At 44.1% G+C, this 14722-nt stretch carries 14 protein-coding genes; 1 reads left to right on the forward strand and 13 read right to left on the reverse strand.

Annotation, left to right across the window (positions count from 1 at the left end):
* Nucleotides 1–175 precede the first annotated feature (175 nt).
* The 12 genes from nusB to Q5H80_RS10915 form a co-directional block, all read right to left on the reverse strand.
* Entirely contained in the window at nt 176–643 is a 468-nt protein-coding gene (nusB, locus tag Q5H80_RS10860) for a transcription antitermination factor NusB (RefSeq protein ID WP_004734399.1), read from the reverse strand.
* The gene (gene ribE, locus Q5H80_RS10865; RefSeq protein ID WP_004734398.1) at nt 643–1113 is read right to left on the reverse strand and encodes a 6,7-dimethyl-8-ribityllumazine synthase; all 471 of its coding nucleotides are present in this window, start codon (nt 1111–1113) and stop codon (nt 643–645) included. Before ribE ends, nusB begins: the two co-directional genes overlap by 1 nt.
* 341 nt (nt 1114–1454) lie before the next feature.
* Complete coding sequence (gene ribBA / locus Q5H80_RS10870) at nt 1455–2564, reverse strand: bifunctional 3,4-dihydroxy-2-butanone-4-phosphate synthase/GTP cyclohydrolase II (RefSeq protein WP_304564753.1); 1110 nt, start codon at nt 2562–2564, stop codon at nt 1455–1457.
* 109 nt (nt 2565–2673) lie between these two features.
* Complete coding sequence (locus Q5H80_RS10875; RefSeq protein ID WP_048658105.1) at nt 2674–3330, reverse strand: riboflavin synthase; 657 nt, start codon at nt 3328–3330, stop codon at nt 2674–2676.
* A 46-nt stretch (nt 3331–3376) separates the two neighbouring features.
* Entirely contained in the window at nt 3377–4465 is a 1089-nt protein-coding gene (ribD, locus tag Q5H80_RS10880) for a bifunctional diaminohydroxyphosphoribosylaminopyrimidine deaminase/5-amino-6-(5-phosphoribosylamino)uracil reductase RibD (protein WP_304564754.1), read from the reverse strand.
* A gap of 40 nt (nt 4466–4505) precedes the next feature.
* Nucleotides 4506–4955, reverse strand: coding sequence for a transcriptional regulator NrdR (gene nrdR, locus Q5H80_RS10885; RefSeq protein ID WP_004734394.1), 450 nt, complete (start codon nt 4953–4955; stop codon nt 4506–4508).
* Between the two features lie 156 nt (nt 4956–5111).
* On the reverse strand, nt 5112–6362 hold the full coding sequence (locus tag Q5H80_RS10890) for a glutamate-5-semialdehyde dehydrogenase (RefSeq protein ID WP_135444172.1): 1251 nt from the start codon (nt 6360–6362) through the stop codon (nt 5112–5114).
* A gap of 62 nt (nt 6363–6424) precedes the next feature.
* On the reverse strand, nt 6425–7609 hold the full coding sequence (gene proB, locus Q5H80_RS10895; RefSeq protein WP_269335699.1) for a glutamate 5-kinase: 1185 nt from the start codon (nt 7607–7609) through the stop codon (nt 6425–6427).
* A 76-nt stretch (nt 7610–7685) separates the two neighbouring features.
* Entirely contained in the window at nt 7686–8075 is a 390-nt protein-coding gene (crl, locus tag Q5H80_RS10900) for a sigma factor-binding protein Crl (RefSeq protein WP_017091097.1), read from the reverse strand.
* Nucleotides 8076–8220: 145 nt separating this feature from the next.
* Nucleotides 8221–9474, reverse strand: coding sequence for an esterase FrsA (gene frsA / locus Q5H80_RS10905; RefSeq protein WP_304564755.1), 1254 nt, complete (start codon nt 9472–9474; stop codon nt 8221–8223).
* Nucleotides 9475–9563: 89 nt separating this feature from the next.
* Nucleotides 9564–10028, reverse strand: coding sequence for an oxytetracycline resistance phosphoribosyltransferase domain-containing protein Tet(34) (tet(34), locus tag Q5H80_RS10910; protein WP_009847475.1), 465 nt, complete (start codon nt 10026–10028; stop codon nt 9564–9566).
* Nucleotides 10029–10112: 84 nt separating this feature from the next.
* Nucleotides 10113–11402, reverse strand: a complete 1290-nt coding sequence (locus tag Q5H80_RS10915; protein WP_012604654.1) for an NCS2 family permease — start codon at nt 11400–11402, stop codon at nt 10113–10115.
* 1067 nt (nt 11403–12469) lie between these two features.
* Here Q5H80_RS10915 and Q5H80_RS10920 point away from each other — a divergent pair.
* Complete coding sequence (locus Q5H80_RS10920; protein WP_304564756.1) at nt 12470–13942, forward strand: aminoacyl-histidine dipeptidase; 1473 nt, start codon at nt 12470–12472, stop codon at nt 13940–13942.
* A 143-nt stretch (nt 13943–14085) separates the two neighbouring features.
* Here Q5H80_RS10920 and Q5H80_RS10925 read toward each other — a convergent pair whose 3' ends face one another.
* On the reverse strand, nt 14086–14625 hold the full coding sequence (locus Q5H80_RS10925; RefSeq protein WP_304564757.1) for a DUF3332 domain-containing protein: 540 nt from the start codon (nt 14623–14625) through the stop codon (nt 14086–14088).
* Nucleotides 14626–14722 lie beyond the last annotated feature (97 nt).

Genomic DNA, 14722 nt, shown 5'->3' on the forward strand with positions numbered 1-14722 from the left:
GAATTTTTCGATAAGTAGTTATTCTACAATCAAAAATTCTAACGCAGTTATCGAGCGTTTTAGCAAGCTAGGGTGACCAGTTATTTACTACGATTGGTATTATTGATATTACAGAAATTTAGTTACAAAAAAGGCCAGCATGAAAGCTGACCTTTAGATTCAATATACGAACGTCTTATTTCTTACGAACGTGCGGTGCAGCTTTATCAAGCACACCGTTAACAAACTTATGGCTGTCTTCTGCTGCAAATACTTTTGCAAGCTCGATAGCTTCGTTGATAACCACTTTGTATGGTACATCTTCGCGACGAGTCATCTCGTACATAGCTAAACGTAGAAGCGCTAGTTCCATCAAATCCAGATCTTGCATAGGGCGAGATACGAATGGACGAAGCTTGCTATCAAGTTCCATGTGGCTAAGAGCAACACCAGTTAGTAGGTCGCGGAAGTATGCAACGTCTGTTTCTGGCATAGCTAGAGCAGGTTCTGCGGCATGATGCTCTTCTTCATCATACTTACCACCAGATAAGAACTGTTCTTCAACGGTAGCAATATTTTCTTTAGTAATTTGCCAAGAATAAATTGCTTGTAGAGCAAATTGACGTGCGTTACGACGTGCGGCTGGTTTCACACTGGCCCCCATTAGGAATCGATTTCAGAAAGAACGTTGATCATCTCAAGTGCGCTAAGTGCTGCTTCTGCACCCTTATTACCAGCCTTGGTTCCTGCGCGTTCAATAGCTTGATCGATCGTATCAACAGTAAGAACACCAAACGCTACTGGAAGAGAAAATTCCAGAGACACTTGTGCCAAACCTTTATTACATTCACTACAAACATAGTCAAAGTGAGGTGTACCGCCACGGATTACTGTACCAAGAGATACAATCGCATCGAACTTACCCGTTTTTGCAACGCGCTGCGCTACAAGTGGAAGTTCTACTGCACCAGGGCAACGAACAACAGTGATGTTGTCTTCGCTTACTTGTCCATGACGCTTTAAAGTATCGATTGCACCAGAAAGTAAACTTTCGTTAATAAAACTGTTGAAACGAGCAATAACGATAGCAATTTTTGCATTTGGCGCTGGGAAGCCACCCTCGATCACTTTCATAAGCCTTCCTTTAACTATTTTCATCAAGTGAGAATCGCCGGATTCTAGCACAAAACTGTGAGCAATATCTAATGCTAATTTAGAAGAACAGACACCGGAGATGTAAAGATGATAACGCAGCGCTACTCCCAATCATATCGGAGCAACAAGTAGTCAAGCTCGTGTATTTAACACGTTTTGAATCGGGCTTCGCTACTTGGCTCTTTTTGCAAAATTAATCACCAAAAGAGCCACTGAAATCATCAGTCAATTATGTCGCTATTAATTCTGTCACTATAAACTGAGAAACGTCTGTTTACTCATCTATGGCTTATTAACAATATGTTTTGTTAATAACAGTTTTATTCGCAAACGTATTCAACAACGTTAAGACCAAAACCGCCCAATGCGTGGTAACGCTTAGTGCTTGAAGACAGCAAACGCATATCGTGCACGCCTAGGTCTTGAAGAATCTGAGAGCCTACACCAACACGGCGAGAGGTACCTTGCTTCTTAGCCATTTTCGGTTGCTCATTTTTATCTTGAGCTTCGAACGTCTTCACTTTGTGGATCAAAGAATCAGACGACTCTTCGTTACCTAGAATAACCAACACACCGCCTTCGTCGCCAATGCGCTTCATCGCTTTATCTAGCGACCAGCTGCGCTCAGTACCGCGGTCGGAATGAAGCAGATCGGTAAACGTATCATGTAGGTGAACTCGCACTAAAGGAGCACCTTCAGACAGATCACCTTTTTGCATCGCATAGTGGATCTGGTTATCAATCGTGTCACGGTAAGTCACAAGCTCAAAGTCACCAAACTCTGTTGGCAAATGGCACTGCGCAACACGTTCAATCGTTGTTTCTGTGTTGTTGCGGTATTCAATCAAGTCAGCAATGGTGCCTAGTTTGATATCGTGTTTTTCAGCGAAGACTTCAAGATCAGGGCGACGAGCCATGGTGCCATCGTCATTTAAGATCTCAACGATAACAGATGCTGGCTCACAGCCTGCTAAACGAGCTAAATCACAACCTGCTTCTGTGTGACCCGCGCGAGTTAACACACCACCTTCTTGAGCCGTCAATGGGAAAATATGGCCAGGTTGAACAAGATCAGCCGCTTTTGCGTCTTTCGCCACTGCCGCTTGAACCGTCACAGCACGGTCTGACGCAGAAATACCCGTCGTCACACCTTCTGCAGCTTCAATCGAAACCGTAAAGTTAGTGGTGTACTGTGCATTGTTGTCTTGAACCATAGGCGCTAGACCCATGCGATTTGAACGCTCTTTCGTCAATGTTAGACAAATTAAGCCACGGCCATACATCGCCATGAAGTTAATTGCTTCTGGCGTAACATGTTCTGCTGCCATGATCAGATCGCCTTCATTCTCGCGATCTTCATCATCCATCAGGATAACCATTTTTCCTAGGCGAATGTCTTCAATAATTTCTTGAGGAGTACTAATTGGCATTGTTCTATATCCTTTGAAATGGTTCTGCTTCCTAGAACCGACACTATTTAAACCTGATGATATTGCTGAGTTTTTACAAAGTCTTATTTAGTGAGCTTTGTACAAACTGTTAGGCAAAACCATTCTGCTGTAAGAATTCCATCGTTAATCGAGATTCAGGCTCAGACTCTTGTTGCTGACCTTGCAGTAGACGCTCCATGTAACGCGCTAATACATCGACTTCTAGATTCACTTTACGACCGACATTGAATTGGTCGATGGTGGTTTCAGAAGAGGTATGAGGAACGATAGTCAGCTTAAAGGCATTCTTGCGTAAATCGTTCACCGTAAGGCTGATACCATCGACCGTTATTGAACCTTTTTGAGCCACGTACTTTGAGATTTCCGCGGGCATTTCTACCCAAAACTCAATCGCACGCCCTACTTGGTTACGTTCGACGATTTCACCCACGCCATCAACGTGACCGGACACGATGTGTCCACCGAAGCGCGTGGTTGGCAGCATTGCTTTCTCCAGATTAACTTTGTCGCCTGCTTGGTAATCCACAAAACCCGTTTTTTTCAGGGTCTCAAGCGACAAGTCTGCACTGTAGCTGTGGTCGTTGAACTCAACCACCGTCAAACACACACCATTGGTTGCGATACTGTCGCCTAACTGAACGTCAGCCATATCAAGCTTGCCCACGTTAACCGTTACGGTGATGTCTTCTCCGCGGGGAGTGATTGCACTCAATGTACCTACGGCTTCTACAATTCCTGTAAACATTTTAAAACTCTTTTTATTGTCAACGACACGTATGCAGTTGGAGTGACTATTTCGAGATTGGTTTCACGATTATTGGTTTCGCGACAATTCGAATATCCACACCAACCTGTCGAACATCTTTAATTTCTAGGTCAATAACGTCAGACATTGAAGTGAGCCCTAATGCGCCCATCAAACCTCGTCCGTCACTGCCCATAAGTTTAGGTGCTAAATAGAGGATTAGCTCATCCACCAACTGCGCTTCAATCAAGCTTTTTGCTAATGTAGCGCCCGCTTCGACCCAAATATGGTCGATATGATTCGCAGGTAATTGACGCATCAGGTCGTGTAAATCGAGCAGACCTGTCTCAGTGGTGCCGACCTCAATATCTGCAGATGCCTCTGCGACTCTCAACACTGATGTTGGCGACTGATATAATTTTAGCTCAGGACGCAGTTGATTTTGACGATCAAGAATCACTCGAATCGGCTGGCGTAGCTCGTCTTCAGCGTAATGAGCTTTGATACTGCTTGGCAATTCTGCCCAACGAACATTCAACGACGCGTTGTCTTCAATCACCGTCTGGCTAGTTGACAACACAGCGCCTGATTTTGCTCGGTAGTTCTGAACATCACGACGCGCTTCTGGCGACGTGATCCACTGGCTTTGACCATTTTCCAATGCCGTTTGGCCATCAAGGCTAGCGGCCATTTTTAACTGAACAAATGGCATGCCCGTTTGCATACGCTTAATAAATGCAGGATTTAAATCGAGAGCATCTTGCTCTAACAAGCCGATTTCAACCTCAATACCCGCGTCGCGTAGCATCTTGATACCGCGGCCTGCGACTTTAGGGTTTGGGTCCTGCATGGCACAAATCACTTTTGAAACTTGAGCCTTAATCAAACCTTCCGCACAAGGTGGCGTTCGACCATAGTGCGAGCAAGGTTCTAGGGTGACATAAGCGGTTGCACCTTTTGCCTTGTCGCCCGCCATTCGCATAGCGTGCACTTCAGCATGAGGTTCACCAGCTTTGGCATGAAAACCTTCACCAACGATCTGACCGTCACTTTGTACGATGACACAGCCAACATTAGGATTGGGGGCAGTGGTGTAAATGCCGCGCTTTGCTAACTGAATAGCACGCGACATCATTTGAAAATCTAGGGGAGTAAAGTTTGACATGACTGAGGCGTTAATCCTCTAATTTAGCGATTTCTTCGCCAAACTCTCGGATGTCTTCAAAGCTGCGGTAAACAGAGGCAAAACGGATGTACGCCACTTTATCCAATTCTTTCAATTGGCCCATAACAAGGTTACCAATCATCTCGCTGGGTACTTCACGCTCACCAGTTGCACGGAGTTGTGACTTAATCGTGCTGATCGCAAGTTCAATCGCATCAGCACTCACTGGGCGTTTTTCTAGGGCGCGCTGTACACCACCGACCATTTTATCTTCATTAAATGGTTCGCGGTTTCCATTCGACTTTATGACTTTAGGCATCACAAGTTCTGCCGATTCGAAAGTCGTAAAACGTTCACTACATGCAAGGCATTGACGGCGACGACGAACCTGATGGCCATCGGCTACCAGTCTTGAATCGATTACTTTAGTGTCGTTCTCTGAACAAAAAGGACAATGCATATCACCTCCAAATAATTGAATATCAGTGTAACGGAATTGCCAAACGTTAGGAAAGAAAAAGGGCCAATTAAGGCCCTTTTGTGTGGTAATTCATTGATTATTGCTACTCGATCGCCATTTCAAAAATGAGCTGAGGAGTAAAATTAACGACCAGCGTTAACCACGAACCAAATAGTTCGCTTTGCCCACCCATTTGTAACTTGTCAGTTCTTCTAAGCCCATTGGACCACGAGCGTGTAGTTTCTGGGTAGATACTGCGACTTCAGCGCCTAAACCAAACTGTGCGCCATCAGTAAAACGTGTTGATGCATTCACATAGACTGCAGCTGAGCCGACTGAATTAATAAAGCGCTCTGAGCTCTCTAGACTGTTAGTCATAATCGCATCTGAGTGACTCGCGTTGTGTACGCGCATGTGGTCAATCGCTTCTGCCACATCCGCAACTACTTTTACGCCTAGCGTGTAGCTTAGCCACTCAGTGTCAAAGTCACCTTCAACTGCATCACGTTGGTCTTCAAAACCAGTAAGCAATGATTTTGCACTAGCGTCAGCAACCAAGGTTACTTTGCCTGCTAAACGCTGTGTTAGCTTAGCAAGGAAAGCCTCAGCAACCGCTTCATGCACTAATAATGTATCTAGCGAGTTACATGCAGACGGGCGTTGAACTTTAGAGTTTTCGACAACATCGACTGATTTTTCAAGGTCTGCACTTTCATCAACAAAGATGTGGCTGATACCGAAACCACCGATGATAACTGGAATAGTACTGTTCTCTTTACACATCTTGTGCAGGCCAGCGCCACCACGAGGAATGATCATATCCACGTAGTCGTCCAGTTTAAGCAGTTGAGAAACTAGTTCACGATCAGGTTTCTCGATGTACTGAACAGAAGCCGCAGGAAGTTCCGCTTTCTCTAATGCAGACTGGATTACTTTAACCAGCTCCATGTTCGAGAAGAAGGTCTCTTTACCACCACGTAGGATGCTTGCGTTACCTGTTTTCAAACACAGTGCTGCAATATCGATGGTTACGTTCGGACGCGCTTCATAGATAACACCAACTACACCAAGTGGCACACGACGACGAGACAGTGACATACCGTTTTCCAGTACCTTGCTGTCAATCTCGCTGCCGACTGGATCATTCAGGCTAATCACGTTACGTACATCGTTAGCGATACCCGTTAGACGCTCTTCGTTCAGCAATAGACGATCAAGCAGTGCGTCGGTCAGACCCGCTTCACGACCCAGTTCGATATCTTTCGCGTTCGCTTCTAAAATCGTTGCTGCGTTTGCTTCTAACTCATCAGCGATGATCGCCAATGCCTTGTTTTTTTGCGCCGTTGATGCGGTCGCTAGGTGGAAAGCAGCGTCTTTTGCTGCAATACCCATGTTAGTTAAATCCACGTTTAACTCTCCCTAAATTCTGTCTTTAGATGTAAAAAGGCGATTCGCCTTATCATCACGAGCTATTCTTGGATTACAACCAGGTCGTCACGGTGAATGACTTCTGACCCGTAATCGTAGCCAAGAATGTCGCCAATATCTTTACTGTGCTTGCCTGCTATTTTTGCTAGGTCTTGGCTTGAGTAGCTAGCGATACCACGCGCCACTACTTTGCCTTTGCTGTCTGTGACTTGGGTAACTTCACCACGAGAGAATTCGCCTTTAACTCGAACAACCCCTTTTGCCAACAAGCTGCTGCCTTTGGTGTTAACGGCATTGACTGCGCCATCATCGACCACGATGTCACCAGCTGAAGCTGGGCCCGCTAAAATCCAACGTTTACGGTTTTCAAGCGCTTCCGCTAAAGGCAAGAAACGCGTGCCTTGTGGGTTATCACTCAATGAGTCAAACACCACATTCTCTGCACTGCCCGCTGCAATGATCACTTCAATACCCGCACGACGAGCAATATCAGCCGCCTGCAATTTTGTCGCCATGCCACCAGTGCCTAAAGTAGTACCACTGCCGCCTGCGATCTTACGCAGCGTGTCATCAATGGTTTTTACTTCTTTGATGAGCTCAGCATTTGGGTCTTTACGAGGGTCAGCCGTAAACAGACCTTTTTGGTCTGTTAGTAGCAAAAGCTTATCAGCACCGCACAAAATACCAACCAATGCCGACAAGTTATCATTGTCGCCCACTTTAATTTCGTTGGTGGCGACTGCGTCGTTTTCGTTTACTACCGGAATAATATCGTGCTCAACAAGTGCATTGATCGTGTCACGTGCATTAAGAAAACGCTCGCGATCATCAAGGTCAGCACGAGTCAGTAGCATCTGGCCAATCTTAAGGCCATAGATAGCAAACAAAGACTCCCAAACTTGAATCAACTGACTTTGCCCAACTGCCGCAAGCAATTGTTTGCTTGCCATCGAATTGGGAAGTGCGGGGTAACCAAGGTGCTCACGTCCGGCTGCAATTGCGCCAGACGAAACCATAACCACAGAGTGGCCTTGTTTTTTTAATTCAGCACATTGACGAACCAGCTCAACCATATGAGCGCGGTCTAATGCCAATGTTCCACCAGTTAAGACACTGGTACCCAGTTTAACAACGACAGTTTTACGCTGTGTTGTTGTCCCGCTTTGATGATTTGTTGTCATGAAGTCTTTTATGAATAAAACAAATAAGAGGTGATGTTTTAGCAATCAAAAGGGGAATTCACAAGTAGAAAAGGTGCGAAATCGCACCTTTTTGCTTTATATAGAAGAGTAACCTTTAAAATCAGACGAATTCGACAGACTCTTCGTCTAACTGAACGCCGATTTCAAATTTCTTTTGAAGTTCATCAACCAGCTTTTGGTGAAAGGCTTCTTGAGTTCGAGATACCTCAGCGACCGCCTTTTTAGGTAATGGCAAAGGATCCCAGTTACCATCAATGTTGTATTTACCCGTGTTGTACTTCGCCGAAAATCCTTCTTCCGACTTATCCAACTCCAACCACCAGCCCCAAAACTCACGTTCTTCTGGTGATTTTTTATCGTTCACACATACAGACAAGCAATCAAAAATATAGTGGCCTTCTTCTGATTGCGGCTCCCTTAAGTAAGGGCCAATAGCCTTTAAAACATTTAACAAGCGATAATGCGTTGGTTGTTGTGTCACTTCTGACATATTGAATCTCCATTTCAATGTTAAGAATGACGTTACTCAGACTGTTATACGTAGAAATTACGCAATTGGATTTTATAAATTATTTCTCTGAGTATCAGGTACTTACTTTGTACACTTTTCATGCTTAACTAATTTAGGAGAAATGTCATCTAAATAATTCATCCTCAAGCCACTTTATCGCCAATTCGAGGGATTGCTCATAACCTTGTGTAATTGACTTAGCTTTGATTTTCTTCGCTTTACCGTAATCACTGTAAATAGCAACCAGTTGATTATCCATTGGAGGTGATACTGGGTCACCCTCTAAGGCTAATGCCAAGATAGGCACACTGGTTTTACTGTTTGACAGCAAACCTTGTACCTTGAGTGACCACGCCATCAATTGCCCAGAAAGACTATTGATATCAACGGCCCCTTTACCAAGACGCGAAGCCAACACATCTAAATGCATTTTAGGCATCTGTTTCAGTTTGTCAGCATGAACAAAGATATCGTGAATTGGCGCGCCTAAAGAGATACACGCTTTAAGCTTATGTTGCTCAAGGAAAGATAATCTCACCATAGCATTGCCACCAAAGCGGAAGCCAAACAAGCCAACCTTATGGTGATCGACCCACGGGATGTTAGGCAGTTCATTCAACACAGCTTGGTGAAGACAAGATGAGTCTTCTGTTAACGGCCAATGTGCACTGTGCCCTATCGATGGCATGTCTACCGTTAGCATTGCAATGTTCTTTGGTGCTAAGTAATCCCTAAACAAGCGCCACATATCGGTTTGCAAGCTATCTAGACCAGCGCTGACAATCACAACTGGTTGTGGTTTGTCTGTTTTGGTTAGATGCAAGTTCGCTTTGATCTTCTTGTTTTGGTATGGAATATCAATCTGTTTGACGATCAATTTGGTGTGTTTGATCGCTTCAGAATACGCCGCGTTCGCTAATACCTGTGCCTGAGCAGCAAGGTTATCGTTCTTTAGATGTGGGTAGCCCGCAATGCTAAAGCACAAAGAGGCAGAAAATAGCTCTTCAGCCATCTCTTCACCGTTCTTCTCGTTCGAACGATTTTGATGCTGCATCCCCAGTTTGGTCCATTCGTATGCCCAGTTACCACTTCGGTAACCCATGACCGTATCAAGCCACTCATCGATTGTACGAGAGTTATCTGATGACGCGATGCGAGCCAATACCGCTTCTTGCTCTATTGGATTAACGCCTTGCCATACCCACTGAAGACGTCTTAGGTTTCGGTACCATGATGAGTTTTGCTGTTCACGCTTCTCATCCAATAGCGCTTCAGAGCTTGGCATGTATTGTGTCAGCATTGAGGTCTCTTTGGCCTGCTTGTGCTTTACAAACAAGGTTTCCGAAAGGTTCGAGCTCGTTTCTTCTGATTCAGACATTGGGATACTTAATAAGAAATGGTTGTTACTAATCATATAAAAAAAAATGACCCTATAAAGGGTCATTTCTCAAAAAACTAAGTTTACGCTTATTTTGACTTGCGATTTACCGGCTCAACGTAGCTTAGGCTAGTATCCCAAGGTTGCTCAATCCATGTGTCTTGAGCGATATCAACGATGTACTCGTCTAGCAAATCAGCACCAGATGGCTTTGCACACACAGCGATCAGTTTCGCTTTCGGATACATTTCACGAAGCTTGCGTGCAGTGTCACCACTATCAACAAGATCTTCAACGATTAGGAAGCCTTCGCCGTCACCTTCAGGTGCTTTAACTACTGTCATATCACGTTGGTGATCGTGGTCGTAGCTAGAAATACAAATCGTATCTACGTGACGAATACCTAGCTCACGAGCCAAGATTGCACCAGGAACCAAACCACCACGGCTCACTGCCCAGATGCCTTTCCACTGTTCTGCTGGCATTTGCTTTTCTGCTAGTTGACGGCAGTAAGTCTGCATGTTGTCCCAAGTGATAACGAATTTGTTGCTCATAGTATAAAACCTAATAATTTTGTCATGTTATTAGAGGCTATTTTAAACATAGCCTCTTCAGCGATTAAGCAGAAATCTAGACGATTAAGCGAAAGTATATTTAAGAATAAAGATAGCCGACATTACCCACACAGCCGGTGAAACGTCGCGACCTTTACCACTTAGCAGCTTAATTGCAGCGTAAGCGATAAAGCCGAGTGAGATACCCTCAGCGATAGAGTACGTCAACGGCATAAGCAGGCATGTTACCACGACTGGTGCTGCTTCCGTAAGATCACGCCAATCAATACCAACTAGGCCAGACATCATCAAAATTGCTACATAGAACAATGCACCTGATGTTGCGTAGGCTGGAATCATGCCTGCAAGCGGTGAGAAGAAAAGAGCCAGTAGGAACAAGATACCAACAACAACCGCTGTTAGACCAGTACGACCACCTTCTGCTACACCCGCAACACTTTCAACGTAAGAGGTTGTGTTTGATGTACCTAGCAATGCACCAATAGATGTTGCAGTAGAGTCTGCAAGCAGTGCTTTGTTTAGGCGCGGTAGCTTACCGTCTTCTTTGATTAGGTTTGCTTTCGTTGCAACACCAACCAGAGTACCCGCTGTATCGAATAAATCGACGAACAAGAAAGCGAATACTACTGAAATCATACCGATTTCAAATACAGCAGAAAAATCAAGCTGCATGAATGTAGGTGCAAGGCTTGGTGGTGTCGACATGATGCCGCCGTATTGAACGTCACCAATAGCAATACCAACAGCTGTGATAGCTAGAATCGCAATCATCACTGCGCCTTTCACACCGCGATGAACAAGAGCAATCGTAAGGAAGAAACCAAGCGCGCCTAAGATAGGAGCAATCGCGGTAATATCACCCAGTGAAACTTTCGTTGCTGGGTTAGAAACAACAATGCCAGCATTGCTTAGCGCAATAAATGCTAGAAAAAGGCCGATACCTGCAGAGATACCAACACGCAGAGACATAGGGATCGAGTTGATAATCCATTCACGGATCTTAAAGATACTTAAGAAGATGAAGATCACGCCTGATACGAAAACCGCTGCCAGAGCAACTTGCCACGTATAACCCATACCCATTACAACAGCGTAGGTAAAGAATGCATTCAAACCCATGCCTGGAGCTTGCGCGATTGGGTAGTTAGCAACAAAGCCCATGATGAAACAGCCAATAGCAGCTGCTAAACAGGTTGCTACAAATACAGCGCCATGGTCCATACCAGCATCAGCTAGAATCATTGGGTTTACAAAAATGATGTAAGCCATTGTTAGGAAGGTTGTTAGACCTGCGATGATTTCAGTGCGCACATTGGTGCCATTTTCACTGAGTTTGAATAGCTTTTCGAACATTATCGAATCCTATAAGGGTAAAAAGTAAACGGTTGCGTAATCGATTGGCTGTGGATTATAAAGTTATCAAATAACAAATTCCAGATAGAATTAAGGCTCTAATCGATCTTTATCAGAATGCTGTATGAAACAGAGCGATTAAAAACAAAAACACAAACGATAAAAAAATCATTAAAAACAAAAGCTTAACCTAAAATCGATCAATATAATTAGTTGGTTATTTTTTCTACCATCGGCTATTTTCATTGAGAATCTAGCTAATAAATTCTGAATTCAAACCCACAATAGTTATGTATTTTTCAACAGGATCAGTAATAAGGCGCAAATTGACATTTCGGCGTTTAAAAAACAACCATGCAGAACAGCAGAAAAAGTGATAAGCGTAAGCGGTTTGGAAAAGTAGCAGGCAAAAAAAACGCCACTCAAAACTGAGTGGCGGTAGAATCTGTCAACCAAAAGGGCTGTAAAAGAATTCCAATATATAGGGGTGAACAAAACTGTTCGAGTTACATGCTTACGGTATTAGTAACCAAAGCTTGTAGGGTATGCAAAGTTGCTAGTGTAAACAGAGCTGTTAATCCAGAACATTGCAGATGGTAAACCTTTCATAACTATCACCTTAATAAATCAATAAAAAAAACGAATTTGATTTCTCGGTTCCTTGGAGGCGATAAAACGGACTCATCCTTTGAGCATTTACTCTTCATCTCAGAAGTTGGTTGTTAATATACCCCAAAGAAAAAAGATTACAAGCATTTTTTGCCATACGTCACACTTTTGGCTATTTATGGTTATTCTTCAAACTCACTTTCGTAATAAAATTACAGAACAGAATTAAACAACCGTTTGCTCGTGCCATTTATAAGCATCAAGGCGCTTAGTCATAATCAGGTGGACAAGATCGCTTTCAAAATTTGAGCTATTTGAGGTTTAGAACCGCTACTCGTCAAAACGCTCAAGTGGTATGCTGTTGCCATCAAAACAGACCCATATTTTAGATTTTTGTTCTAGGTTTTTACCAATACAAAACCTAAATATATGGTTATCAAATAAAAAAGGAGTCATCCGTGTCTGAATTCCATTCTGAGATCAGTAAATTGTCCCCTGCCCCTATTTGGCAGTTTTTCGATAAAATTTGTTCAATCCCGCACCCTTCGAAACATGAAGAAGAGCTTGCTCAATACATTATTGCTTGGGCAACAGAGCAAGGCCTAGATGTACGTCGTGATCCAACGGGCAACGTATTCATCAAAAAGCCTGCAACGGCGGGTATGGAAAACAAAAAAGGTGTGGTGCTACAAGCTCACATCGATATGGTTCCACAAAAGAACGAAGACACAGTTCATGACTTCGCTAAAGACCCAATCCAACCATACATTGATGGTGAGTGGGTGACAGCCAAAGGTACAACACTTGGCGCTGATAACGGTATGGGCATGGCTTCTTGCCTAGCGGTTCTGGCTTCAAACGAAATCCAGCACGGCCCTATCGAAGTTCTACTAACCGTAGATGAAGAAGCAGGCATGACTGGTGCTTTCGGTCTTGAAGCCGGTTGGTTAGAAGGCGATATCCTTCTTAACACCGATTCTGAGCAAGAAGGCGAAGTGTACATGGGCTGTGCTGGAGGTATCGACGGCGCAATGACATTTGAAATTGCACGTAACGCGATTCCAGCTGACTTCGTAACACGTAAGCTAACGCTAAAAGGCCTAAAAGGCGGTCACTCTGGTTGTGACATCCACACAGGTCGTGCAAACGCAAACAAACTGCTTGCTCGCTTCCTTGCGGGTCACGCAAAAGATCTAGACCTTCGCCTCGTTGAATTCAAAGGTGGTAGCCTTCGTAACGCGATCCCTCGTGAAGGTTTCGTAACGGTTGCGGTTCCTGCTGAAAACCAAGAGAAACTAGCTTCGCTATACAACTACTACACAGAGCTGCTTTCAACAGAGCTAGGTAAAGTAGAAGACAGCATCGTGACTTTCAATGAAGAAGCTTCTGTAGAAATGGGCGCACTTGCGTCAGCAGACCAAGCTCGCTTTATCGCGGCACTTAACGCATGTCCAAACGGCGTGATTCGTATGAGTGACGAGATTGAAGGTGTTGTTGAAACGTCTCTAAACGTAGGTGTTATCACAACAGAAGAGAACTCAATCACAGTGCTTTGCCTGATCCGTTCTCTTATCGATTCAGGTCGTAGCCAAGTAGAAAGCATGCTTCACTCTGTTGCTGAACTAGCAGGCGCTAACATCGCGTTCTCTGGTGCTTACCCAGGTTGGAAGCCAGACGCTGATTCAGAGATCATGCACATCTTCCGCGACATGTACGAAGGTATCTACGGTCACAAGCCAAATATCATGGTTATCCACGCTGGTCTTGAGTGTGGTCTATTCAAAGAACCTTACCCGAACATGGATATGGTTTCTTTCGGCCCAACCATCAAGTTCCCTCACTCTCCTGATGAGAAAGTGAAGATCGATACCGTTGAGCTATTCTGGAATCAAATGGTTGCACTGCTTGCTGCAATCCCAGAAAAAGCATAATTCGATAAACTGTCGTGTTTTCCAATAAATAGGGCTCTTCACTAAATAGCACCTTTCAGTAAACACCGTTTATCGACACAAAATAAAACAGGTACTCCATGAGTACCTGTTTTTGTATCTAAGATTAGCAATCAAACAAATGATTAAGCACGTGAAGCCGCGTAGCTTTCTAGCTCATCAATTGAAGTCTGTGCTACTACTTCTCCATCAATGAAATAGGTCACCACCTCACCATCGCGAACACCAATCAATGTCGCACGCTCACCAGACTGGTAAGTGATGTCCATTTGGATCGTGTTTTCGTCGATCTGCTGCATTTGACCTTTCTCAATCATATCAGCACTCGTAATAGGACCCACTGGTGCTTCAGTAAGTGACTTATCAAGCTGATGGTTGATATCAAGGTAAGTATCAGTCTTAGTATCAAAGATGTGCGGAGCACCCGTTAGTGGGTTGCTACCAGTCCAGAACTCTAGTGAGTTGAATACTAGGTAATCCGCAGCAACGGTTAGACCATATGCAGGTGCAAGTAGAATGTTCAAACCACCACGAGCGTAACGGTTATCAACGGCCTTGATGTTGAACTTCATTAGGTAACCGGTTACTGCGTTACTACCAACACAGCCAGATAAAGCAACAGATACCACCGCGAGTGCTACGATTTTTGAAATTGTTTTTTTCATTTTGATCTCAATTTATGAATTTGGCCGCCAGAAAATGGCGATGGATAATAGCAAGTACAAAAACGACAATTATCAGAGTTAAATCAATAAATTGTCA

The organism is Vibrio sp. SNU_ST1 (assembly GCF_030563405.1).
Lineage (GTDB): Bacteria > Pseudomonadota > Gammaproteobacteria > Enterobacterales > Vibrionaceae > Vibrio.

Excerpts from the sequence above, each read along its gene's own strand:
- nusB (WP_004734399.1), bottom strand. The coding sequence starts at position 643 with ATGGGGGCCAGTGTGAAACCAGCCGCACGTCGTAACGCACGTCAATTT.
- ribE (WP_004734398.1), bottom strand. The coding sequence starts at position 1,113 with ATGAAAGTGATCGAGGGTGGCTTCCCAGCGCCAAATGCAAAAATTGCT.
- ribBA (WP_304564753.1), bottom strand. The coding sequence starts at position 2,564 with ATGCCAATTAGTACTCCTCAAGAAATTATTGAAGACATTCGCCTAGGA.
- Q5H80_RS10875 (WP_048658105.1), bottom strand. The coding sequence starts at position 3,330 with ATGTTTACAGGAATTGTAGAAGCCGTAGGTACATTGAGTGCAATCACT.
- ribD (WP_304564754.1), bottom strand. The coding sequence starts at position 4,465 with ATGATGTCGCGTGCTATTCAGTTAGCAAAGCGCGGCATTTACACCACT.
- nrdR (WP_004734394.1), bottom strand. The coding sequence starts at position 4,955 with ATGCATTGTCCTTTTTGTTCAGAGAACGACACTAAAGTAATCGATTCA.
- crl (WP_017091097.1), bottom strand. The coding sequence starts at position 8,075 with ATGTCAGAAGTGACACAACAACCAACGCATTATCGCTTGTTAAATGTT.
- frsA (WP_304564755.1), bottom strand. The coding sequence starts at position 9,474 with ATGTCTGAATCAGAAGAAACGAGCTCGAACCTTTCGGAAACCTTGTTT.
- Q5H80_RS10915 (WP_012604654.1), bottom strand. The coding sequence starts at position 11,402 with ATGTTCGAAAAGCTATTCAAACTCAGTGAAAATGGCACCAATGTGCGC.
- Q5H80_RS10925 (WP_304564757.1), bottom strand. The coding sequence starts at position 14,625 with ATGAAAAAAACAATTTCAAAAATCGTAGCACTCGCGGTGGTATCTGTT.